Origin of the sequence: Bacillus sp. FSL R10-2780 (assembly GCF_038006125.1) — a bacterium.
Classification (GTDB): domain Bacteria; phylum Bacillota; class Bacilli; order Bacillales; family Bacillaceae_G; genus Bacillus_A; species Bacillus_A cereus_U.
This window is the reverse complement of record NZ_JBBOUQ010000001.1, coordinates 2,874,262-2,898,116: the sequence shown is the minus strand read 5'-3', so window position 1 is coordinate 2,898,116 and position 23,855 is coordinate 2,874,262. Positions and strand designations below refer to the sequence as shown.

Genomic DNA, 23,855 nt, shown 5'->3' with positions numbered 1-23,855 from the left:
TTGTAAGCAGCACGAGTTTTCATTGAATCTTTGCTGCTCTATTGATATAATCAGTGCTAGTGTATATTGGCGAGACTATTAGGAGTTGAGAACATAGATGAATAAAGAAGAAAGAGCAAAAAGACAGTCCAAAATTCGTAACTTCTCCATCATTGCTCACATTGACCACGGGAAATCAACGTTGGCAGACCGTATTTTGGAGAAAACAAACGCGTTGGCACAGCGCGAAATGAAGGCGCAATTGCTTGACTCTATGGAGTTGGAGCGTGAGCGTGGTATTACAATTAAATTAAATGCAGTACAACTAACGTATAAAGCGAAAGACGGTGAAGAGTATATTCTTCACTTAATCGATACTCCAGGACACGTCGACTTTACGTACGAAGTATCTCGTAGTTTAGCGGCTTGTGAAGGTGCAATTCTTGTTGTGGATGCAGCGCAAGGAATTGAGGCGCAAACATTAGCGAACGTATATTTAGCGCTTGATAATAATTTAGAAATCTTACCAGTTATTAATAAAATCGACTTACCAAGTGCAGACCCAGAACGCGTACGTCAAGAGGTAGAAGATGTAATTGGTTTAGATGCATCGGAAGCTGTACTTGCTTCAGCGAAAGCTGGCATTGGTATTGAAGATATTTTAGAACAAATCGTTGAAAAGGTACCAGCTCCAACAGGTGATTCAGAAGAGCCGTTACAATGTATGATTTTTGATTCTTTATATGATCCGTACCGTGGTGTAATTGCATATATCCGTGTTGTAAATGGAACGGTAAAAGTTGGCGATAAAGTACGTATGATGGCAACTGGAAAAGAATTTGAAGTAACAGAAGTAGGTGTGTTTACACCGAAAACAACGCAACGTGACGAGTTAACAGTAGGTGATGTAGGTTTCTTAGCAGCATCTATTAAAAACGTAGGCGATACACGCGTAGGTGATACGATTACACATGCGAAACGTCAGGCTGTAGAGCCGTTAAAAGGGTATCGTAAATTAAATCCAATGGTATTCTGTGGTTTATATCCAATCGATTCTGCACGTTATAACGACTTACGTGATGCGTTAGAAAAACTAGAATTGAATGATTCTGCTCTTGAATTTGAGCCTGAAACATCTCAAGCTTTAGGTTTTGGTTTCCGTTGTGGCTTCTTAGGGCTGCTTCACATGGAGATTATTCAAGAACGTATTGAACGTGAATTCAAGATTGACTTAATTACAACAGCGCCAAGCGTTATTTATAAAGTGTATTTAACAAACGGTGAAGATCTTATTGTTGATAATCCATCTAATATGCCAGATCCACAGGCTATCGATCGTGTAGAAGAGCCGTTTGTGAAGGCTGCAATTATGGTTCCGAATGACTATGTTGGAGCTGTAATGGAAATTTGCCAAGGGAAACGTGGAACGTTTATTGATATGCAATATTTAGATGAAACACGTGTTACATTGACATATGAAATCCCGTTATCAGAAATTGTATATGATTTCTTCGATCAATTGAAATCAAATACGAAAGGATATGCATCATTTGACTACGAGTTAATTGGTTATAAACCATCTAAGCTTGTGAAAATGGATATTCTTTTAAATAATGAACAAGTGGATGCTTTATCATTTATTGTACATCGTGATTCAGCGTATGACCGTGGTAAAGTAATTGTAGAGAAATTAAAGAAATTAATTCCAAGACAACAGTTTGAAGTGCCAATTCAGGCGACTATCGGAAATAAAGTTGTATCTCGTTCTACAATTAAGGCGATGCGTAAAAACGTACTTGCAAAATGTTACGGTGGTGACATTTCTCGTAAGCGTAAACTTCTTGATAAGCAAAAAGAAGGTAAAAAACGTATGAAGTCTGTTGGTTCTGTAGAAGTGCCGCAAGAAGCATTCATGGCTGTACTGAAAATGGATGATAACTAATAGAGTGAACTATAATTAGTGGGGATTTTTCTATTCTTCGCTAATTATTAGCCCGCACCAATTGTGATAAAAGTAGAAGCCGTTCGTTCGGCTTCTTTTTTTATATGCTACTTTTTAGACATCTTAGCATCTCTCATTTACAATAGTGAGAGAGCTTTTTAGTGATTGATATAGAGTTAGGAGACTATTAATGTCCGAAAATATTCGAAAAGATATTCGAGAGAAAATACAAAAAGGTAATTTTAATTGCGAAAAGGAACTGACGCTTTCTATTATTAGTGGGAAGTGGAAAGTTGTGATATTGTGGCACTTAGGTGTGGAAGGTCCGCATCGTTTTAGTGAATTACAACGTCTGTTCCCGAGCATTTCTCATAAAGTGTTGTCAAATCAATTGAAAGAGTTAATGGAGGACGGGATTATTGATCGAACAGTATACCCGGAAATTCCTCCGCGAGTTGAGTACTATATGACGGAATTAGGTATGTCGCTTTTACCGATCGTTGAAATGATGTATGATTGGGGAAAAATGCGAATGGAACAAATTCGTAACACTTTATAAAAGTAAAGGACCCTCCGGAACGCGGAGGTTTTCTTTTTAGAAAGGTAGGAGCTATATTTGGTACAAGCTGCATATATTCATATTCCATTTTGTCAGCATATTTGTCACTATTGTGATTTTAATAAAGTATTTATTGAACGCCAACCGGTTGATCAATACTTACAATATTTAGAGAAAGAAATAATAAATACGGTTCAAAAAGTACCGTTTGAAAGTATGAAAACGATTTTTGTTGGCGGAGGAACTCCGACAGCTTTAAATATGGAGCAAACAAAACAGCTACTCGACATCATTAACCGTCGTTTGCGTCCATTTGCGCCGAATTGTGAATTAACATTTGAAGCGAATCCAGGTGATTTACCGAAAGAGAAGTTGAACTTATTGCTAGAAGGTGGAGTAAACCGAATTAGTTTTGGTGTGCAAACGTTTCGTGATGAGCTACTTGAGAAGATTGGACGCAGGCATACGAGAGAAGATGCATTCGTAGCAATTCGAGAAGCGCAGGAAGTCGGTTTTACAAATATTAATGTAGATTTAATTTATGCGCTGCCAGGACAGACGATAGAAGATGTAAAGGAAACATTAGACATTGCCTTTACGCTTGGTGTACAACATTTCTCAGCATATTCCTTAATTGTGGAACCGAAAACCGTATTTTATAACTTAATGAATAAAGGGAAATTAAGACTTCCAGGTGAAGACCATGAAGCGAAAATGTACGAAATGGTAATGGATGAAATGGAGAAAAATGGTTATAACCAGTATGAGATTAGTAACTTCTCAAAAGGTGATAATGAAAGTAGACACAATCTCACATACTGGAATAATGAAGAGTATTATGGATTTGGAGCTGGAGCACATAGCTATGTGAACGGGGAACGAATTCAAAATGTAGGTCCGCTCAAGCAATATTTCACTAAAATTGATGAGACAGGATTTCCATATTTAGATGTTCACGCAGTGACAGAGAAAGAAAAAATGGAAGAAGAGTTGTTCTTAGGACTTCGAAAAACAAAAGGTGTTTCTAAGTTAGAATTCCAAAAGAAATTTAATGTGGAGATGGATCATGTTTTTGCAAAGCAGTTACAAAGTAATCAAGAACAAGGATTACTTGAAAACAGAGATGGACATGTTTGTTTAACGAGGAAAGGGAAACTATTAGGGAATGAAGTATTCCAGTCATTTTTGATTGATTAATTAAATGTGCCATAAGCGTGAAAAAGTTTCGTTATTTCGTGACGTTTCCGTTGACAATTGAATGTCAATTTTGGTAAGTTATTAATAGATTTAGCACTCGAAGACAAAGAGTGCTAACAGAGGTGATGATGAGATGCTTACGGAACGTCAGCTCTTAATTTTACAAACAATTGTTGATGACTTTATTGGATCAGCGCAACCAGTTGGTTCGAGGACGTTGGCTAAGAAAGATGAAATTACGTTTAGTTCAGCTACTATTCGAAATGAAATGGCTGATTTAGAGGAACTAGGATTTATTGAAAAAACGCATAGTTCTTCTGGGCGTGTTCCTTCTGAAAAAGGGTATCGTTTTTATGTAGACCATCTTTTAGCGCCACAAAATTTACCAACTGATGAAATTGTACAAATTAAAGATTTATTTGCTGAAAGAATTTTTGAAGCAGAAAAAATTGCACAACAATCCGCTCAAATTTTATCAGAGCTTACGAATTATACGGCCATTGTTCTTGGTCCGAAATTGAGCACAAATAAACTTAAAAATGTACAGATTGTACCGCTTGATCGTCAAACAGCAGTCGCTATTATTGTAACAGATACAGGGCATGTGCAAAGTAAAACGATTACCGTTCCGGAATCTGTTGATTTATCAGATTTAGAAAAAATGGTTAATATTTTAAATGAAAAGCTATCTGGTATACCTATGGCAGAACTTCATAATAAAATCTTTAAAGAGATTGTTACAGTCTTGCGTGGGTATGTTCATAATTACGATAGTGCAATAAAAATGTTGGATGGTACATTTCAAGTTCCTTTATCGGAAAAGATATACTTTGGAGGAAAAGCAAATATGCTTTCGCAGCCAGAGTTCCATGACATTCAAAAAGTAAGATCCTTGCTGACAATGATTGATAACGAAGCTGAGTTTTATGATATTTTGCGTCATAAACAAGTAGGTATTCAAGTGAAAATTGGCAGGGAAAATTCTTCGATAGCTATGGAAGATTGTAGTTTAATTTCTGCAACGTATTCGATTGGAGAAGAGCAACTTGGAACAATTGCGATTTTAGGTCCAACGAGAATGCAATACTCTCGTGTAATTAGTTTGTTGCAGTTATTTACAAGGCAATTTACTGATGGACTTAAAAAATAAATGAGAGTAATACATTCGCTCAAGTGATGGAAATTTCATTGCTGTGTGTAATATATAATGCTTAGGTAATCGTGCTAAGCGTGATACCTAATACCTTTTAAGGAGGTGAAAATTGTGGAAGAGCGTAACGAACAAGTGGTAGAAGAAGTGAAAGAAGCGCAAGTTGAAGAAGCTGTCACGACAGACAACAGTGAAGAAGCTGTAGAAGAGAAAAGTGAAGCTGCTCTTTTACAAGAAACAGTGGATGAGTTACAAGCGAAACTAACGGAAACGGAAGGTCGCACACTACGTCTACAAGCTGATTTTGAAAATCATAAGCGCCGCGTTCAAATGGATAAACAGGCTGCTGAAAAATATAGAGCACAAAGTCTTGTGTCAGATATTCTGCCAGCTCTTGATAATTTTGAAAGAGCAATGCAAGTGGAAGCAACTGATGATCAAATGAAGTCCTTATTACAAGGTATGGAAATGGTGCATCGTCAATTGTTAGAAGCGCTGACTAAAGAAGGTGTTGAAGCGATTGAAGCTGTTGGTAAACAGTTCGATCCTCATGAGCACCAAGCTGTTATGCAAGTAGAAGACAGTGAGTTTGAATCAAACGCGGTTGTGGAGGAATTCCAAAAGGGCTATAAACTAAAAGACCGTGTGATTCGCCCATCAATGGTAAAAGTAAATCAATAATTTACATAAATGTAGGAGGATTCGCTATGAGTAAAATTATCGGTATTGACTTAGGTACAACAAACTCTTGTGTAGCTGTTATGGAAGGTGGAGAACCAAAGGTTATCCCAAATCCAGAAGGAAATCGTACAACACCTTCTGTTGTAGCTTTCAAAAATGAAGAGCGTCAAGTTGGGGAAGTTGCGAAACGTCAAGCAATTACAAACCCAAATACAATCATGTCTGTTAAACGTCATATGGGTACAGACTATAAAGTAGAAGTTGAAGGTAAAGATTATACACCTCAAGAAATTTCTGCAATCATTTTACAAAACTTAAAAGCTTCTGCTGAAGCGTACTTAGGTGAAACAGTGACGAAAGCTGTTATTACAGTACCAGCATACTTCAACGATGCAGAACGCCAAGCGACAAAAGATGCTGGTCGTATTGCTGGTTTAGAAGTAGAGCGTATCATTAACGAACCAACAGCAGCAGCACTTGCTTACGGTTTAGAAAAACAAGATGAAGAACAAAAAATTCTAGTATATGACTTAGGTGGCGGTACGTTTGACGTATCTATCCTTGAGTTAGCAGATGGAACATTTGAAGTTATTTCAACTGCTGGTGACAACCGTCTTGGTGGAGATGACTTTGACCAAGTTATCATCGATCATTTAGTAGCTGAATTCAAAAAAGAAAATAGCATTGATTTAAGCCAAGATAAAATGGCACTTCAACGTTTGAAAGATGCAGCTGAAAAAGCGAAGAAAGATCTTTCTGGTGTAACACAAACACAAATTTCATTACCATTCATTAGTGCTGGAGCTGCTGGTCCATTACACTTAGAATTAACGTTAACAAGAGCTAAATTCGAAGAAATTTCAGCTGGTCTTGTTGAAAGAACATTAGAGCCAACTCGTCGTGCATTAAAAGACGCTGGTTTTTCTCCAAGCGAATTAGATAAAGTTATCCTAGTTGGTGGTTCTACTCGTATCCCAGCTGTACAAGAAGCAATTAAACGTGAAACTGGTAAAGAGCCATACAAAGGTGTAAACCCAGATGAAGTTGTAGCATTAGGTGCTGCAGTTCAAGGTGGCGTACTTACTGGTGATGTAGAGGGCGTTCTATTATTAGACGTAACTCCACTTTCTTTAGGTATCGAAACTATGGGTGGTGTGTTCACGAAATTAATCGAGCGTAACACTACAATTCCAACAAGTAAGTCACAAGTATTCTCAACAGCTGCTGATAACCAACCAGCGGTAGACATTCACGTACTACAAGGTGAGCGTCCAATGTCAGCTGACAACAAAACATTAGGTCGTTTCCAATTAACAGACCTTCCGCCAGCACCACGTGGAATTCCACAAATCGAAGTAACATTCGATATTGATGCGAACGGTATCGTTAACGTACGTGCAAAAGACTTAGGAACAAGTAAAGAGCAAACTATTACAATCCAATCTTCTTCAGGTCTTTCTGATGAAGAAGTAGATCGTATGGTACAAGAAGCGGAATCAAATGCTGACGCTGACCAAAAACGTAAGGAAGAAGTTGAACTTCGTAACGAAGCTGACCAACTTGTATTCCAAACAGACAAAGTTGTAAAAGATTTAGAAGGTAAAGTAGATGCAGCTGAAGTAGCGAAAGCAACGGAAGCGAAAGAAGCATTACAAGCGGCAATCGAGAAAAACGAACTTGAAGAAATCCGTGTGAAAAAAGATGCTCTTCAAGAAATCGTACAACAATTAACTGTTAAATTATACGAGCAAGCTCAAGCAGCTGCAGGGCAAGCAGAAGGTGCACAAGGAGCACAAGACGCTGGCGCGAAAAAAGATAATGTAGTAGACGCTGAGTTTGAAGAAGTAAAAGAAGACAAGTAATACAGTGAAATAAAATAAGTAAGATGACAAAAAGTCAAAGTCAAGCGTGCCTTGGCTTTGGCTTTTTTCACGAATAAGAAGAAATGTGTGAGGATCTTAAGTTTTTTATTTTGCATACTGTAAGTGAGGAAACTTTGTTGCAAAGCACTTTCTTTCGGTGTTAAAATTACGTTTATGTGAAAGATTCGGGGGTTGCAAATTTATGAATAAACGAGACTATTATGAGGTCCTTGGACTTAGCAAGGGTGCTTCTAAAGATGAAATAAAAAAAGCGTATCGTGGTTTGGCTAAAAAGTACCATCCAGACGTAAGTAAAGAAGAAAATGCAATTGAAAAGTTTAAAGAAGTACAAGAAGCATACGAAGTATTAAGTGACGATCAAAAACGCGCGCAGTATGATCAGTTTGGTCACGCGGGTCCGAATCAAGGTTTCGGTGGAGGCGACTTCGGCGGTGGTTTCGGATTTGAAGATATCTTCAGTTCATTCTTTGGTGGCGGTGGCGGCAGACGTCGTGATCCGAATGCTCCGCGTCAAGGTGCTGATTTACAATATCAAGTTACTTTAGAGTTTGAAGAAGCTATTTTTGGTAAAGAGTTAAATGTTGAGATTCCAGTGGAGGATCCATGTGATACTTGTAAGGGTAGCGGAGCAAAACCAGGGACTTCAAAAGAAACATGTAAACATTGTTCAGGATCAGGGCAAGTAAGTGTAGAACAAAATACACCATTTGGGCGTATTGTAAACCGTCAAGCTTGTGGGCATTGTTCAGGAACAGGTCAAATGATTAAAGAGAAATGTACGACATGCCATGGTTCTGGTAAAGTTCGTAAACGCAAAAAAATCAATGTTAAAATTCCAGCGGGTATCGATAATGGTCAACAAATTCGTGTATCTGGAAAAGGTGAAGCAGGCGTAAATGGCGGACCGGCAGGTGACTTATATGTTGTTGTTCATGTGAGAAATCATGAATTCTTTGCGCGCGAAGGGGATCACATTATTTGCGAAATGCCATTAACATTTGCGCAAATGGCACTTGGTGCGGAAGTAGAAGTTCCTACCGTTCATGGCAAAGTGAAGCTGAAAATTCCAGCAGGAACACAAACAGGAACAGAATTCCGCTTAAAAGGAAAAGGTGCTCCGAACGTACGTGGATATGGTCAAGGAGATCAATATGTAGTCGTTCGTGTTGTTGTGCCGACGAAATTAACTTCACATCAAAAAGATTTATTGCGTGAATTTGCAGGGCAAGAAGAGCAGGATGATAGCTTATTCAGAAAGCTTAAACGTGCTTTCAAAGGGGAATAATGGAAATAAAAAATGGAGTTGGTAAATTGTGAAATGGTCAGAAATTAGTATTCATACAACAGAAGAAGCAGTAGAAGCTGTCTCTCATATTTTGCATGAAGCAGGCGCTAGCGGGGTTGCGATTGAGGACCCAGCGGAGTTGACGAAAGAGCGCGAGCAACAATACGGTGAGATTTATGCACTTAACCCAGATGAATATCCAAGTGAGGGTGTTTTGGTAAAAGCATATTTCCCACAAACGGATTCTTTACACGAAACGGTTGCAGGTGTAAAATCATCTATTGATGCACTACCATCTTTCGACATCGAAATTGGTACAGGAAATATTACAATTAATGAAGTCGATGAGGAAGATTGGGCTACTGCTTGGAAGAAGTATTATCATCCAGTTCAAATTTCTGATACATTCACAATTGTGCCGACGTGGGAAGAGTATACACCGTCTTCTCCAGATGAAAAAATTATTGAATTAGATCCAGGTATGGCGTTTGGTACAGGGACACATCCAACAACAACGATGTGTATTCGTGCGTTAGAAAAAACGGTTCAGCCAGGTGATACTGTGATTGATGTGGGGACAGGTTCAGGGGTACTTAGTATTGCTGCGGCAAAATTAGGTGCGGCTTCTGTTCAAGCGTATGATTTAGACCCAGTTGCAGTTGAAAGTGCAGAAATGAATGTGCGCTTAAATAAAACAGATGACATTGTCAATGTTGGACAGAATAGTCTATTAGAAGGTATTGAAGGTCCAGTTGATTTAATCGTAGCAAATTTACTAGCGGAAATTATTCTTCTATTCCCTGAAGATGCAGCGAGAGTTGTGAAGCCAGGTGGATTATTTATTACATCTGGTATTATTGGGGCGAAAGAAAAAGTAATTTCTGAAGCGTTAGAAAAAGCTGGATTTACAATTGAAGAAGTGCTTCGAATGGAAGATTGGGTAGCAATTATTGCACGAAATGCGTAATATAGATTTTAGTCTATAAAGAACAGGGGAGTCTCTCACCGTATAAGGTGAGGGACTTGCCGTTTGTTATATGAAAATGATAACGTTTCGTTCTTTTCGTAAGTGTTGACTTACGAAAGGAACGAAACTCTACTAAGGTGATTATATGCAACGTTATTTTGTAGAAGAGAAATATGTAAATGAGACAAGTATTCGTATAATGGGTGATGATGTTCATCACATCGCAAGAGTGATGCGTATGTCAGCTGGTGACCACATTTATTGCTGTGTAAATGGTCAAACAGCAGAGTGTTCAATTGCTGAAATTACCAGTGAATTTGTGGATACCACTATTGTAGAATGGGTAGAGGCGTCAAGCGAACTTCCTGTGTTCGTGACGATTGCAAGTGGACTGCCGAAAGGAGACAAGCTAGAGTTAATTTTTCAAAAAGGAACTGAGCTTGGGGCAGCTGCATTTTTACCATTTCAAGCATCTCGATCTATTGTAAAGTGGGATGCGAAAAAAGCAGATAAAAAAGTTGAGCGTTTGAAAAAAATTGTAAAAGAAGCTGCGGAACAATCGCATAGAAGTGAAATTCCAGAAGTACACGTTCCCTCATCATTTAAACAACTGCTGTCGATGAGTAGCGAGTATGATGTTTGTCTTGTTGCGTATGAAGAAGAAGCGAAACAAGGTGAGAAATCTAATTTTGCGAAAGCTTTATCGACGATTAAACGAGGCCAAAAGCTGCTGATTGTATTTGGGCCGGAAGGCGGTTTAGCGGAGGAAGAGATAACCGCACTTCGTGAACATAAATTTGTACCATGTAGTTTAGGACCAAGAATTTTAAGAACAGAAACGGCTCCGCTTTATGCGTTAAGTGCCGCTTCTTATCATTTTGAATTGATGGGGTGATAATCAATGGCAACTGTTGCGTTCCACACGTTAGGTTGTAAAGTAAACCACTATGAAACAGAAGCGATTTGGCAATTGTTTAAACAAGGTGGTTATGAAAGAACTGAATATGAAAAAAAATCTGATGTATATGTTATTAACACATGTACAGTAACAAATACTGGAGATAAAAAAAGCCGTCAAGTAATTAGACGTGCTGTACGTCAAAATCCAGATGCGGTAATTTGTGTAACTGGATGTTATGCACAAACATCTCCAGCAGAAATTATGGCAATTCCAGGTGTAGATATTGTTGTTGGTACGCAAGATCGTGAGAAGATGTTAGGATACATCGAAGAATTCCGTAAAGAGCGTCAACCAATTAATGCTGTCCGCAATATCATGAAAACACGTGTATATGAAGAGCTCGATGTACCATATTTCACGGACCGTACACGTGCATCTTTAAAAATACAAGAAGGTTGCAATAACTTCTGTACATTTTGCATCATTCCTTGGGCGCGTGGTTTAATGCGTTCTCGTGATGGAAAAGAAGTTATTAAACAAGCGCAGCAATTAGTAGATGCGGGCTATAAAGAAATCGTATTAACAGGTATTCATACAGGTGGGTACGGTGAAGATATAAAAGAGTATAACTTAGCGGGATTACTGCGCGATATGGAAGCGAAAGTAGGCGGATTGAAACGCCTTCGTATTTCTTCTATTGAGGCGAGTCAAATTTCTGATGAAGTAATTGAAGTGTTAGATAGATCAGAAGTAGTTGTACGTCACTTGCATATTCCATTACAGTCAGGATCTAATACTGTATTGAAACGTATGCGCCGTAAGTATACGATGGAATTTTTCCAAGAGCGTTTAGATCGTTTGAAAGAAGCGTTACCAGGTCTTGCGATTACATCAGACGTAATTGTTGGATTCCCAGGTGAAACAGAAGAAGAATTCATGGAAACGTACAATTTCATTAAAGAGAATCGTTTCTCTGAATTACACGTTTTCCCTTATTCAAAACGTACAGGTACTCCAGCAGCACGTATGGAAGATCAAATTCCTGAAGACGTGAAGAACGATCGTGTTCACCGTTTAATTGAGCTATCAAATCAATTAGCGAAAGAGTATGCTTCTGGATTTGAAGGTGAAGTACTTGAAATCATTCCGGAAGAGACATTTAAAGATGGTGACCGTGAAGGTTTATATGTAGGTTATACAGATAACTACTTAAAAATTGTGTTTGAAGGATCTGAAGAATTGATTGGTAAGCTAGTAAAAGTGAAAATTACAAAAGCTGGTTATCCATATAATGAAGCGCAGTTTGTTCGTGTTCTTGAAGATGATGTAAAAAAAGAATCAGCAAGCGCATAATAAAGTGAAACTTTAATCAGTGGGGGGTTGGTTCATCCCCACTGATTATTTGTTGAACCAATCGGGCGTTTACGGGCAGTTGATCTCCCACCTAACTTCTTTGCTTCAGCCGAATTTTGAGATGGGAGTTTTACTGCCCGTTAATGCTTTTTTTTCGTTCATGGAGAAGTTAAGTATTGAAAGAAGATGCAGTGGGTTGTTCGTTAAATGAGTGATTTTTGAGCGTATCCTTGTATAAAAAAGATCCAGTGATAAAAATATATTTATTTTTAGGGGAAGAGATAAAGGCTATCAACATAGTTTTTGAAAAAGGAAGAGCATCAATTCTTCTTTTATTCTGCCAAATAGTTGACCTGCAGTGATAAAATGTATTATAATCGTAAAAGACATGCTGAAGAAGTGTTTCTTTTTGCATGCTGAAGTTAGTATGTAAGTGTGATGTTTCGGAGGGAGGGAAAGAGAATGTCAAAAACAGTCGTTCGTAAAAACGAGTCTTTGGAGGATGCACTTCGCCGTTTTAAAAAGTCGGTTTCTAAAACTGGTACACTTGCTGAAGCAAGAAAGCGCGAGTTTTATGAAAAGCCAAGTGTAAAACGTAAGAAGAAGTCTGAAGCGGCAAGAAAGCGTAAGTTCTAAGAGAGGGTGTAAGTTATGAGTCTTCTCGGTCGTTTAAACGATGATATGAAACAAGCGATGAAGAATAAACAAAAAGAAAAATTAACCGTTATTCGTATGGTTAAGGCTGCTTTACAAAATGAAGGTATTAAACTGCAACATACTCTTACTGAAGAAGAGGAATTAACAGTTTTAGCTCGTGAAGTAAAACAGTATAAGGACTCCCTCCTTGAATTTAAAAAAGCTGGTCGTGAAGACCTTGTTGATAAACTGCAAAGTGAAATTCAGATTTTAAGCGCATATTTGCCGGAGCAATTAACAGAAGAAGAACTAGCGGATATAATTAAGCAAGTTATTTCTGAAGTTGGTGCTACATCTAAAGCAGATATGGGTAAAGTGATGACTGCTGTTATGCCGAAAGTAAAAGGTAAAACAGACGGATCACTTGTGAATAAGCTGGTTATCCAGCTATTAGCATAAAAAAGCGTCTCATTTCGTATGAGACGTTTTTTTATGCTTTTTTCAGTTTGGACGTGATATTACAAGCTCTTTTTTCATACATATGGGATGAGAGGGGGTCTTTTGAGATGAAGAAATTAGAACAAATGAAGAATTGGTTAACGAAGCAAATAGACCTGCCAGTGGATGTGTTAATGGATCTACCTCGGATCACGCTTGTTGGGCAAGTACATATCTATATAGAAAATCATCGAGGATTATTAGTGTTTTCAGATAAAGAGGTAAGATTGCTATTGAAACATGGTCAATTATTAATTAAAGGTCAATCCTTTGTTATTAAAACAATCCTTCCAGAAGAACTGTTACTTGAAGGGATTATTGAACAAGTGACGTTTTTAGAAAATGAAAAGAAAGAGGAGTGAGGAGAAACTTCCGTTTGTGAAGTTTTTCTTCGTTACCTTGTATTAACAGGTGATAACGTTCTGGCCTCAATATTCGGTTCGTACAAAGAGGATAGGTGGGAATTGAGTTCCACGTAAAAAAACTGGCTCGTGAAGGTTAATAATTAGTGAGGATCAAGGAATCTGCTAATTTAGTACGAGCTAGTTTGATAATCGAATTGAAAAGTAGTGTATCTACTTTTAGAAAGGTAGTGGAGATAGTCGATGAAAAATAAATGGTTTATAAAATGGCTTGGGTATGTAAAGGTGCGAATTGAAGGTAGAGGAGCGGAACGCTTTGTTAACGAGTGTGTGCGGAGGAAATTACTCGTTTGGGATGTAAAGAAGATAGCTGATGAAACGTTAGTTTTTTGTATGTTATTACGAGATGTGAAAAAGATAAAACCAATTTATAGAAAAAATGAATGTAAATTATATTTTATTGGACGTTACGGTTTTCCGTTTTGGAATAAGCGTTTAATTAAAAATAGTGGATTTTTAATTGGGTTTTTAATATTTTTTTTCGGAATGATCGCATTGTCAAATATGGTGTGGAAAATTGAAATTACAGGAGCAAAACCTGAAACGGAATATATCTTGATGAAAGAATTGAACAAAATGGGTATAAAAAAAGGGAAATTACAGTTCCAAATGCCGAGTGTAGAAGATGTTCAACGTCATTTGACAGACAATATTAATGCGATTACTTGGGCGGGATTAGAAATAAGAGGGACAACATATCATTTTAAGATTGTTGAAAAAAATGAACCGAAAAAAGAAAGTGAACAACAGCCACAAAACTTAGTAGCGAAAAAAGAAGGGATTATTACAAAAACATTTGTGGAAGTTGGGAAGCCTGTTGTCATGAAAAATGACCATGTAGAAAAGGGGCAACTTCTCGTCTCGGGGATGTATGGTAATGAGGAGAATCCGACAATTGTTTCGGCTAAAGGGATTGTATATGGAGAAACGTGGTACAAATCTGAGGTGGATGTTCCGTTAAAGACGCAATTTCAAGTGTATACTGGTAATTCGTATAATGAATATTTTCTTAAATTTGGGAGTGCTAAAATAAAAATATGGGGATTTCAACAGGATAAGTATAAACGCTCTCGTACTGAAAGTGTAAAACATGATGTGAAATTATTTGGATTCACATTACCAGTTGCATACGAGAAAGATATTGTACGAGAAGAGGAAGAAGCGAACCGAGAATATACCGAAAAACAAGCAATGAAAGTAGCGAAAGAGATGGCAGAAAAAGAACTGAAGAAAAAATTGGATGAACATGCTATGATTGTAAGTGATAACATTTTGAGTAAAGAGGTTGAGGCGGATCACCTAAAGGTCACATTACATTATACAGTGATTGAAAATATTGCAGAGCCACAACCAATATCTGAATTCGATATTCAAGGAGACTGAGTAATGGCAGAACAATTAGTAGAAATGAACCAACAATTGGAAAACCCTAACGAAGCAATCGCTCTTTTTGGGGTAAATGATGCTCATTTAAAAGTAATTGAACGAGAACTTAGTGTATCGATTGTGACTAGAGGAGAATCTGTTCGTGTATCTGGGGCAGATGAAACTGTGGTGCTCGTAGAAAAAATCTTACAACAGTTACTTGTTGTTATCCGTAAAGGTGTATCAATTTCGGAAAGAGATGTTGCGTATGCGATTCAGCTTGGGCAACAAGGGAAAATTGCTCAATTCGAAGAGTTATATGAAGAGGAAATTTTTAAAACAGCAAAAGGTAAATCCATTCGTGTGAAAACGATGGGGCAAAGACGATATATTCATGCAATGAAAAAGAATGATATTGTATTTGGGATAGGGCCTGCTGGGACAGGAAAAACATACTTAGCCGTAGTAATGGCTGTGAGAGCTTTAAAGCAAGGGTATGTAAAGAAAATTATTTTAACAAGACCTGCTGTAGAAGCTGGAGAGAGCTTAGGGTTTTTACCAGGTGATTTGAAAGAAAAAGTAGATCCGTATTTACGACCACTATATGATGCGTTACATGATATTCTTGGACAAGAATATACACAACGTATGATGGAACGTGGTGTAATTGAAATTGCACCTCTTGCTTATATGAGAGGGCGTACTCTTGATGATTCATTTGTTATATTAGATGAGGCGCAAAATACAACTGGTGTTCAAATAAAAATGTTTTTAACACGATTAGGTTTTAGTTCTAAAATGGTTATTACGGGGGATCCCTCACAGGTAGACTTGCCAAAAGGGGTAAAGTCAGGTCTTTCTATTGCTGCTAATATTTTATCTGGTGTATCAGGTCTTTCGTTCATTACATTGGAACAAACGGACGTTGTGAGACACCAGTTAGTGCAACGTATTATTGAGGCATATGATAAAATGGAATGATCCTATTTGTCAGGATCATTTCTTTTTGTATGATAAGGTTGGCGAAGGACATATTTTTTACTATCATTAAAGACGAGGGAAATAAACTATAGGTGATGGTCTATAAAAATATGGTCCTAAAAAGCATCGTTGGCTGGAAGAAATGAAAGCTATAAATAGTTTCACTTTATTTCTGGAGAGGAGAAGGTATTGAAATCATGTCAAGATCTCAAGAAATTTCTAAGTGGTTTCGTAATTTACAACATTCGAAAAAACTAAGTTGGATTTCTTACGTTTTATTAGGAGCGGTACTGTTTTTTGCACTTATGAATAATGTGAAACCAGAGCAATTAGATGTTAAAGAGCTCGATATTGCTAAAAAAACAATTCACTCTCCTGTTAAAATTGAAGATAAATCCGCAACAGCGAAAAAGAAAAAAGAAGCCGCTCAAAAGGTTGAGGATAAATATACATATAAAAGCGAATATAAGCAAAATAAAGTGGATATTGTAAATTCCGTCTTTGATGCGGTAAGTGAAGTAGAGGCAGAGGCTAAATCGACTGGTCCAGACGAGTATAAAAAAATTTCTGATGTGGATAAATTGGACAAGTTAAAGAAGAAATTACCAACAGATTTAGCGAAAAGCTTAACAGATTCGATATTGCTGAAATTTATTAATGCTAATTCAAGTCAATTGTCATTGGCGAAGGATGCGGCTGTAACAGCGGTTAATAAAATTATGAGTGAACACATTAAGATGGATCAAGAAGAAGCTGCAAGAGAACGATTTGTTACTGAAATGAGTAGCGTAAGTATAAGTAGTGATTTAAAAGATGCGGTGAATGCACTAGGGAAGTATGCGGTTACAGCGAACTATTTTTATGATTCAGCTGCGACGAAAGATAGTCAAAAAATAGCGGAAGATTCAGTTGCATCAGTTTTTATCCTTCAAGGGCAAGTTCTTGTGAAAGAAGGCGATACGATTTCACGAGAAGCATATGAGCAGTTGAAGTTAGCCGGATTGTTAGAGAAGGGAAATACCTTCCAACCTTATGTTGGTCTGGCTGTGCTTATTTGTGTGTTATTGTACTTTATGCATAAGCAGTTTGAAGTGTTTTTACAGCGAAAAAGAGAAGATAGGCCGTATGTTTTAGCGTATATCACAATTTTGTCTATCACGATTGTTCTAATGAAAATCATTAGTTTGTTTCAAAAGCTTGAATATGCAGGAATCGCGTATGTTGTTCCAGTTGCGATGGGAACAATACTTGTAAAATTAATGATTGGTGATCGATTTGTATTTTTAACGAGTATGATCTTTTCTGTGTGCGGAAGTATTATGTTTAATGAAGGTGTAACGAGTACACTAAATTATAGTGTGGGGATTTATGTTTTATTAAGTTCATTATCAGTTAGTATTTTCTTGAGAGAAAAAAATCGTCGTACGATGATTTTACAAGCTGGTATACTCGTTTCTGTATTAAATGTAGTCGTATTAGCGGCGTTGTTATTATTGCGAAATGGGAACTTTTCGCCTCTTGAAATTGGGATACAATTATTAATGGCTGCAGTTTCAGGGATTATCTCTTCTGTTCTAGCTATGGGAATTTTACCGTATTTAGAAAGTGGCCTTGGGATTGTATCGAGTATGAAGTTGATGGAACTTTCAAGTCCGAATCACCCGCTCTTGCGCAAAATTTTATTAGAAGCACCAGGTACATATCACCATAGTGTAATGGTAGCCAATCTTTCAGAAGCTGCATGTGAAGCGGTTGGAGCAAACGGAGTATTAGCGCGTGTAGGGGCGTATTATCATGATGTAGGAAAAACAGTACAACCGCAGTTTTTTATTGAAAACCAGATGGGGATTGAAAACCCGCATGATAGATTAGACCCTGTAACGAGTAAAGATATTATAATTGCGCATGTAACCGATGGGGTGAGAATGTTAGAAGAACATCATATACCTCAAGAAATTATTGATATCGCTGGACAGCATCATGGTACAACGTTGCTTAAATATTTTTATTATAAGGCGATTAAAGAAGATAAAGAGAAATATACTGAGGAAATGTTCCGCTATCCAGGGTCAAAAGCAACTTCTAAAGAGTCGGCAATCATTGGTATTGCTGATAGTGTAGAAGCGGCGGTACGTTCAATGAATCATCCAACGCCAGATCAAATCAATAATTTAGTGCAAAGTATCATTAGAGATCGTTTGCAAGATGGTCAATTTAGTGAATGTGATTTGACATTTAAGGAACTACAAATTGTTGGAAAAACATTATGTGAAACGTTAAATGGTATTTTCCATTCCCGTATTACATATCCGGAACCGCCGGAAGAAAAGGAGAAAGAATGAGTTTATTAATTGATTTTATTGATGAAACAGACGAAGTGAAAGACGAGTATATAAGCTTGATTCGAGGGTTGGTAGAGAAAGCAGCCCAAATGGAAAAGATAGAAGAAGGAGCAGAATTATCGGTTACGTTTGTAGATAATGAACGTATTCGTGAAATAAACCGTGATTACCGAGATAAGGATCAGCCTACGGACGTTATTTCTTTCGCCATGGAAGAAATGGGAGAAGGTGAAATGGAAATTGTCGGTGCGGAGATGCCGCGTATGTTAGGAGATCTTATTATTTCTATTCCAAGAGCAAAAGAACAAGCGGAAGAATATGGACATTCTTTTGATCGAGAACTTGGGTTTTTAGCACTACATGGCTTTTTGCATTTGCTTGGTTATGATCATATGACAGAAGAAGATGAAAAAGAAATGTTTGGAAGACAAAAAGAAATTTTAGAGGCCTTTGGATTAGGACGATGAAAAAAGGAAAACTTTTAGATAGTTTTGGATATGCTATAGCTGGTATATACTTTTGTCTTCGTCATGAACGAAATATGAAAATTCATTCTTTAGCCGCAGTCATTGTTATGTGCTGCGGCTTTTATTTCCATATTACAACAACGGAATGGATTGTATTACTTATTGTGATAGGGATTGTAATGGGTTTAGAGATGGTGAATACGGCTATTGAAAAAACAGTAGACTTAGCAACCGCGGATATTCATCCGTTTGCGAAAATTGCAAAGGATGTTGCGGCGGGGGCAGTTTTATTGTTTGCAATTATAGCTGCTGTAATTGGTGCTATTATCTTTTTACCGTATATGGTATAGTTGCATTCCGAAGCTTTTATTAAGCTTTGGGAGCGCCGTGAAGGCCTTTAGTGAAAGAGTGTATCTATTCACATCTGTGAACGGAAAGGATGCGGGAATATGAATAGCAAACAATTAATTCAAGAAGCAACCGAAGCGCGTAAACGAGCGTACGTACCATATTCTAAATTTCAAGTAGGTGCAGCTTTACTAACTCAGGATGGAAAAATATATCGTGGATGTAATGTTGAAAATGCATCATATGGTTTATGTAACTGTGCAGAAAGAACAGCGTTATTTAAGGCGATTTCTGAAGGAGATAACGAGTTTGTAGCTATTGCAGTCGTAGCAGATACAAAGCGTCCAGTACCTCCTTGTGGAGCATGTCGACAAGTTATGGTAGAATTATGTAAACAGGATACGAAAGTATACCTATCAAACTTACATGGTGATGTTCAAGAGACAACAGTCGGAGAATTGTTACCAGGAGCATTTTTAGCGGAGGATTTACATGAATAGAAAAGGTTATAAATCAGGTTTTGTCTCTATTATTGGCAGACCGAATGTTGGGAAATCTACATTTTTAAATCGTATTATTGGCCAAAAAATTGCTATTATGAGCGATAAGCCACAAACAACTCGTAATAAAATTCAAGGTGTATATACAGAAAATGATTCACAAGTAGTTTTCATTGATACACCAGGAATACATAAACCTAAACATAAACTAGGCGATTTCATGGTGAAGATGGCTCAAACGACATTAAAAGAAGTTGATATTGTTCTGTTTATGGTCAATGCAACTGAAGGATATGGTCGTGGTGAGGAATTTATTATTGAGAAATTACAAGAAACGAAACAACCGGTATTTTTAGTAATTAATAAAATTGACCAAGTTCATCCAGAGCAATTATTAGCGTTAATTGATCAATACCGTAAACTATATGAGTTCGCGGAGATTGTGCCAATTTCTGCATTGGACGGTAATAACGTTGAAGCGTTAATCGGAGCAATTAAAAAGTATTTACCAGAAGGACCGCAATATTACCCGGATAATCAAGTAACGGATCATCCAGAGCGATTTATTATTTCAGAGCTTATTCGTGAAAAAGTATTACATTTAACACGTGAAGAAGTACCGCATTCTGTAGCGGTTGTTATTGATGCAATTCAAAAGCGTGAGGGCGGAGCGGTTTATATAAACGCAACGATTGTTGTTGAACGTGCATCACAAAAAGGAATTATTATAGGTAAGCAAGGAAAGATGTTAAAAGAAGTCGGTAAGCGAGCTCGCTTTGACATTGAAGCACTTCTTGGTTCTAAAGTATTTTTAGAAGTATGGGTGAAAGTGCAAAAAGATTGGCGTAATAAGATGTCACAGCTTCGTGACCTTGGTTTCCGTGAAGACGAGTATTAATATGAAGTAAAGTTGTGATCAGTGGGTGTTTTGTTCATCCACTGATTATTGGTTTTTATGAACCTTGATAAATTAGGAAAAATTTTTCTCACATGAAAATGAACAAAATGGGTCAATTTAATAACAACAAAAGAAATTGCTTTATAGGCTACGCTTATTGAGAAAGGTGGATTCTTATGCTAGATTTTACCTGGAAGTTTTTCTCCAAAACAGGAAGCATTGAAACGTATTTGCTTTTGAAAGAAATGGAAAAAGACGTAAACGATGAGATGGATCAACATGAAGAGGAGTTAGCGCATCTAGACTCTCCAATTTCTTGACCCGTTTTGTTCAAACCTTGGATGGTGACGAACATGTTTCAAAAAGTTGAGGGCATTGTCATCCGTACAACAGATTACGGAGAAACAAATAAGATTGTTACAATATACTCACGGGAATTTGGTAAGATAAGTGCAATGGCAAGAGGGGCGAAAAAACCGAAGAGTCGGTTAGCGGCTATTTCGCAACTTATGACACATGGTCATTTTCTTATTCAAATTGGATCTGGACTTGGAACTTTGCAACAAGGCGAGATTATTTCATCTATGAAAGAAATTCGCGAGGATATATTTTTAACTGCTTATGCATCATTTATTATCGAATTAACTGATAAAGCAACAGAAGATAAGAAGCATAATCCGTATTTATTTGAAATGTTATATCAAACGTTGCATTATATGTGTGAGGGTGTTGACCCAGAAGCATTATCATTAATTTATCAAACGAAAATGCTTCCGGTATTAGGGATGCACCCGTACTTTGATACATGTGCTATTTGTCATCAAGAAACAGATTTTGTCGCCTTCTCTGTCAGGGAAGGCGGTTTTCTGTGCTCGCGTCATGCGGAACAAGATCCGTATCGTATTCCGGTGGGAGAGGCTGTTCATAAATTATTACGTCTCTTTCTTCACTTCGATCTACACCGGCTCGGTAATGTATCGGTGAAGGATAGTACAAAAAAACAAATGCGCACAGTATTGAATACATATTATGATGAATATTGTGGGATTTATTTGAAAACAAGGCGTTTCTTGGAACAACTTGATAAGTTTCAAATATAAAAAGGGCCGTATACGGTCCTTTTTACATACTTTCTTTTTCGAATAGCATATTTAGTATATAATATTTAAGAGATAGTATAACTTTTTTCGTTGTGCATTAAAGGTGGTGATTATCATAGAGCTGAATAAACGGCAAGAGCATATCATTCAGATTGTAAAAGATCACGGTCCTATTACAGGGGAGTCAATTGCTGGGCAATTGGGTTTAACACGTGCAACGCTAAGACCAGACTTAGCAATTTTAACGATGGCTGGTTATTTAGAAGCGCGTCCACGTGTAGGTTATTTTTATACGGGTAAAACCGGGGGACAGCTATTATCTGAAGCTGTTAAGAAAATTAAAGTGCAAGATTATCAATCTAGACCGGCTGTAATTGATAAAAATGTATCAGTATACGATGCAATCTGTACTATGTTTCTAGAGGACGTTGGTACATTATTTGTTGTAGATCAATCTACTTTATTAGTTGGCGTTGTATCTCGTAAAGATTTATTACGAGCTAGCTTAGGAAAGCAGGATTTAACCTCTCTTCCGGTTAATATTATCATGACAAGGATGCCAAACATTGCGATGTGTCGCAGGGAGGATTCTTTATATGATATTGCGATGGAATTAATAGAAAGACAGATTGATGCGATGCCGGTTGTGAAGGATACGAAACAAGGTTTAGAAGTGATTGGGCGAATTACAAAAACAAATATTACACGTGCGTTTGTAAATTTAGTAAATAACGAATAAGTGTAATTTGTTTAAAGTGAGGTAATGTAATGGATAATAAAATCGTATATGTCGTATCTGACTCAGTAGGAGAAACGGCTGATTTGGTTGTTAGAGCGGCAATGGGACAGTTCCCATTCGCTCCTGATATTAGACGTGTACCGTATGTAGAAGATACAGGGACATTAAAGGAAGTAATCTCGATTGCCAAGAGCAATCAAGCGCTTATTTGTTTTACGTTAGTAAAGCCTGATATGCGTCAATATTTATTGACAGAAGCGGCAAAAGAAGGAGTAGAGGCATACGATATTATCGGACCTCTTATCGATCAAATTGAAGGAATTACAGGGCAAGTACCAAGGTATGAGCCAGGTGTCGTTCGAAGATTAGATGAAGAGTACTTTAAAAAAATTGAAGCGATTGAATTTGCAGTTAAGTATGATGATGGTAGAGATGCACGTGGTATTTTAAAAGCTGATATCGTGTTGATTGGAATTTCACGTACATCAAAAACACCACTTTCACAATATTTAGCGCATAACAAACGTTTGAAAGTTGCCAATGTACCACTTGTACCGGAAGTGGATCCACCTGAGGAATTATATCAAGTGGCAAAAGAGAAATGTTTCGGTTTGAAAATTATACCGGATAAGTTAAATCATATTCGAAAAGAACGATTGAAATCACTTGGATTAAGTGATGGAGCAACATATGCAAATATTAATCGTATTCAAGAAGAACTTGGTCATTTTGAGGAAGTAATTAATAAAATAAATTGTCAAGTGATTGATGTATCAAATAAGGCGATTGAAGAAACAGCAAATATTATTGTGAATGCAGTGCAAAACCAAAAAATGTTTTAGCACATTTACCAAAGGTGAATGTGCTTTTTTCGCTCGTGAGAAGGCGGTAGAGGAAGATGCGAAGTAGAGCATGAACTTTCGGCTTAGTAATAGAATATAGCGGAATGGTTATACTTATATTCTTCTGTTTTTTTTATTATGCTAAAGGAACGATTTCGTTATCTTTAAATGTAAGATGAAAATTAAAGGGATATGTAGCGTAGTTGAAGAAAATATATTATAATAAAAAATTGTGATAAAAACCTATATTTTACGTTTAGACTTTAATTTTTCAGAATAAACTAGGGATAGGATTTTCGAAAAAGACATGTATTTACGTTAAATCGACAAAATCTAGACAAGAAAACGCACATTATGGAAGGATTCACAGAAGGGATGTAGAATACAGAAATATGCAAAACATCAGTAAGATATTATTTGATGCAGATGCGTGTCCCGTGAAGAATGTAATTGTGCAAGTTGGAACAAAATTTTATGTCGAAATTTTGTTTGTCGCATCCTATGCTCATCGTTCAAGAAAACAGCAAGGCAATTGGGTCTATGTAGATTCTGAGCAAGATGAAGTGGATTGTTATATTTATCAACATGCAAAAGCTACAGATCTCATGATCATACAGGTTATAGTGCTTGCTAGTCTTCTTGTGAAAAAGGAGTATATGTATTGTCTCCAAGAGATACATTTGTAACAGATGAGCAAATGGATACAATTTTATATAGTAGTATGTATCTGCGAATTTACGCAGACTGGGGACTTATACGAAAGGTCCAAAATCGTTTACACAATGTGATCGACAGTACTTTCTAACAAATTCAGAAAAAT

26 protein-coding genes are annotated in these 23,855 nt (G+C 37.1%); all 26 read left to right on the top strand.

The annotated features are described in order from the left end of the window. Window positions 1-97: 97 nt before the first annotated feature. The 26 genes from lepA (at window position 98) to NSQ47_RS15005 (ending at window position 23,840) form a co-directional block, all read left to right on the top strand. Window positions 98-1,921, top strand: a complete 1,824-nt coding sequence (gene lepA, locus NSQ47_RS15130; RefSeq protein ID WP_002145694.1) for an elongation factor 4 — start codon at window positions 98-100, stop codon at window positions 1,919-1,921. A 190-nt stretch (window positions 1,922-2,111) separates the two neighbouring features. Further along, the gene (locus tag NSQ47_RS15125; RefSeq protein ID WP_002160441.1) at window positions 2,112-2,480 is read left to right on the top strand and encodes a winged helix-turn-helix transcriptional regulator; all 369 of its coding nucleotides are present in this window, start codon (window positions 2,112-2,114) and stop codon (window positions 2,478-2,480) included. A gap of 57 nt (window positions 2,481-2,537) precedes the next feature. Next, complete coding sequence (gene hemW, locus NSQ47_RS15120) at window positions 2,538-3,677, top strand: radical SAM family heme chaperone HemW (RefSeq protein WP_002160442.1); 1,140 nt, start codon at window positions 2,538-2,540, stop codon at window positions 3,675-3,677. 133 nt (window positions 3,678-3,810) lie between these two features. After that, complete coding sequence (hrcA, locus tag NSQ47_RS15115; RefSeq protein ID WP_002067157.1) at window positions 3,811-4,827, top strand: heat-inducible transcriptional repressor HrcA; 1,017 nt, start codon at window positions 3,811-3,813, stop codon at window positions 4,825-4,827. Window positions 4,828-4,941: 114 nt separating this feature from the next. Then, on the top strand, window positions 4,942-5,508 hold the full coding sequence (gene grpE / locus NSQ47_RS15110) for a nucleotide exchange factor GrpE (protein WP_002111906.1): 567 nt from the start codon (window positions 4,942-4,944) through the stop codon (window positions 5,506-5,508). Between the two features lie 26 nt (window positions 5,509-5,534). Next, a complete protein-coding gene (dnaK, locus tag NSQ47_RS15105; protein ID WP_002111905.1) occupies window positions 5,535-7,370 on the top strand; it encodes a chaperone protein DnaK in 1,836 nt (611 codons plus the stop codon). A 202-nt stretch (window positions 7,371-7,572) separates the two neighbouring features. Continuing rightward, a complete protein-coding gene (dnaJ, locus tag NSQ47_RS15100) occupies window positions 7,573-8,676 on the top strand; it encodes a chaperone protein DnaJ (protein ID WP_088079386.1) in 1,104 nt (367 codons plus the stop codon). 28 nt (window positions 8,677-8,704) lie between these two features. Further along, window positions 8,705-9,643 (top strand): 50S ribosomal protein L11 methyltransferase, encoded by a 939-nt coding sequence (gene prmA / locus NSQ47_RS15095; protein WP_002145700.1) that lies wholly within the window; start codon window positions 8,705-8,707, stop codon window positions 9,641-9,643. 145 nt (window positions 9,644-9,788) lie between these two features. Beyond that, window positions 9,789-10,538, top strand: coding sequence for a 16S rRNA (uracil(1498)-N(3))-methyltransferase (locus tag NSQ47_RS15090; RefSeq protein ID WP_002160444.1), 750 nt, complete (start codon window positions 9,789-9,791; stop codon window positions 10,536-10,538). Between the two features lie 6 nt (window positions 10,539-10,544). Beyond that, a complete protein-coding gene (mtaB, locus tag NSQ47_RS15085; protein ID WP_341037256.1) occupies window positions 10,545-11,897 on the top strand; it encodes a tRNA (N(6)-L-threonylcarbamoyladenosine(37)-C(2))-methylthiotransferase MtaB in 1,353 nt (450 codons plus the stop codon). Window positions 11,898-12,359: 462 nt separating this feature from the next. Beyond that, window positions 12,360-12,533 carry a 30S ribosomal protein S21 gene (rpsU, locus tag NSQ47_RS15080; RefSeq protein ID WP_002088683.1) on the top strand — a complete coding sequence of 58 codons (174 nt, stop codon included), beginning with the start codon at window positions 12,360-12,362 and terminating at the stop codon, window positions 12,531-12,533. A gap of 15 nt (window positions 12,534-12,548) precedes the next feature. After that, on the top strand, window positions 12,549-12,992 hold the full coding sequence (locus tag NSQ47_RS15075) for a GatB/YqeY domain-containing protein (protein WP_000054578.1): 444 nt from the start codon (window positions 12,549-12,551) through the stop codon (window positions 12,990-12,992). 107 nt (window positions 12,993-13,099) lie between these two features. Continuing rightward, window positions 13,100-13,393: a sporulation protein YqfC gene (gene yqfC / locus NSQ47_RS15070; RefSeq protein WP_002088680.1), complete on the top strand. Its 294-nt coding sequence runs from the start codon at window positions 13,100-13,102 to the stop codon at window positions 13,391-13,393. Window positions 13,394-13,636: 243 nt separating this feature from the next. Further along, window positions 13,637-14,836 (top strand): sporulation protein YqfD, encoded by a 1,200-nt coding sequence (gene yqfD, locus NSQ47_RS15065; protein WP_341037254.1) that lies wholly within the window; start codon window positions 13,637-13,639, stop codon window positions 14,834-14,836. 3 nt (window positions 14,837-14,839) lie between these two features. Beyond that, the gene (locus tag NSQ47_RS15060; protein WP_002160446.1) at window positions 14,840-15,799 is read left to right on the top strand and encodes a PhoH family protein; all 960 of its coding nucleotides are present in this window, start codon (window positions 14,840-14,842) and stop codon (window positions 15,797-15,799) included. A 197-nt stretch (window positions 15,800-15,996) separates the two neighbouring features. Next, window positions 15,997-18,141, top strand: coding sequence for an HD family phosphohydrolase (locus NSQ47_RS15055; protein WP_341037251.1), 2,145 nt, complete (start codon window positions 15,997-15,999; stop codon window positions 18,139-18,141). Further along, entirely contained in the window at window positions 18,138-18,608 is a 471-nt protein-coding gene (ybeY, locus tag NSQ47_RS15050; protein ID WP_341037249.1) for an rRNA maturation RNase YbeY, read from the top strand. Before NSQ47_RS15055 ends, ybeY begins: the two co-directional genes overlap by 4 nt. Then, window positions 18,605-18,958 (top strand): diacylglycerol kinase family protein, encoded by a 354-nt coding sequence (locus NSQ47_RS15045; protein WP_016106176.1) that lies wholly within the window; start codon window positions 18,605-18,607, stop codon window positions 18,956-18,958. The genes ybeY and NSQ47_RS15045 overlap by 4 nt, the downstream gene beginning before the upstream one ends. Before the next feature lie 99 nt (window positions 18,959-19,057). Further along, window positions 19,058-19,456 (top strand): cytidine deaminase, encoded by a 399-nt coding sequence (locus NSQ47_RS15040; RefSeq protein WP_002111886.1) that lies wholly within the window; start codon window positions 19,058-19,060, stop codon window positions 19,454-19,456. Beyond that, window positions 19,449-20,354, top strand: coding sequence for a GTPase Era (era, locus tag NSQ47_RS15035; RefSeq protein ID WP_002160449.1), 906 nt, complete (start codon window positions 19,449-19,451; stop codon window positions 20,352-20,354). The genes NSQ47_RS15040 and era overlap by 8 nt, the downstream gene beginning before the upstream one ends. A 176-nt stretch (window positions 20,355-20,530) precedes the next feature. Continuing rightward, window positions 20,531-20,674 carry a YqzL family protein gene (locus NSQ47_RS15030; protein WP_000883924.1) on the top strand — a complete coding sequence of 48 codons (144 nt, stop codon included), beginning with the start codon at window positions 20,531-20,533 and terminating at the stop codon, window positions 20,672-20,674. A 33-nt stretch (window positions 20,675-20,707) separates the two neighbouring features. Then, on the top strand, window positions 20,708-21,454 hold the full coding sequence (gene recO, locus NSQ47_RS15025; RefSeq protein WP_016106175.1) for a DNA repair protein RecO: 747 nt from the start codon (window positions 20,708-20,710) through the stop codon (window positions 21,452-21,454). 106 nt (window positions 21,455-21,560) lie between these two features. Then, window positions 21,561-22,193 carry a helix-turn-helix transcriptional regulator gene (locus NSQ47_RS15020; RefSeq protein WP_087947415.1) on the top strand — a complete coding sequence of 211 codons (633 nt, stop codon included), beginning with the start codon at window positions 21,561-21,563 and terminating at the stop codon, window positions 22,191-22,193. Window positions 22,194-22,222: 29 nt separating this feature from the next. Next, entirely contained in the window at window positions 22,223-23,035 is an 813-nt protein-coding gene (locus NSQ47_RS15015) for a pyruvate, water dikinase regulatory protein (RefSeq protein WP_002160452.1), read from the top strand. A 392-nt stretch (window positions 23,036-23,427) separates the two neighbouring features. After that, window positions 23,428-23,721 (top strand): DUF188 domain-containing protein, encoded by a 294-nt coding sequence (locus tag NSQ47_RS15010; protein WP_242476338.1) that lies wholly within the window; start codon window positions 23,428-23,430, stop codon window positions 23,719-23,721. After that, window positions 23,697-23,840 (top strand): hypothetical protein, encoded by a 144-nt coding sequence (locus NSQ47_RS15005; RefSeq protein WP_227493659.1) that lies wholly within the window; start codon window positions 23,697-23,699, stop codon window positions 23,838-23,840. Before NSQ47_RS15010 ends, NSQ47_RS15005 begins: the two co-directional genes overlap by 25 nt. The last annotated feature ends 15 nt before the right edge of the window (window positions 23,841-23,855 follow it).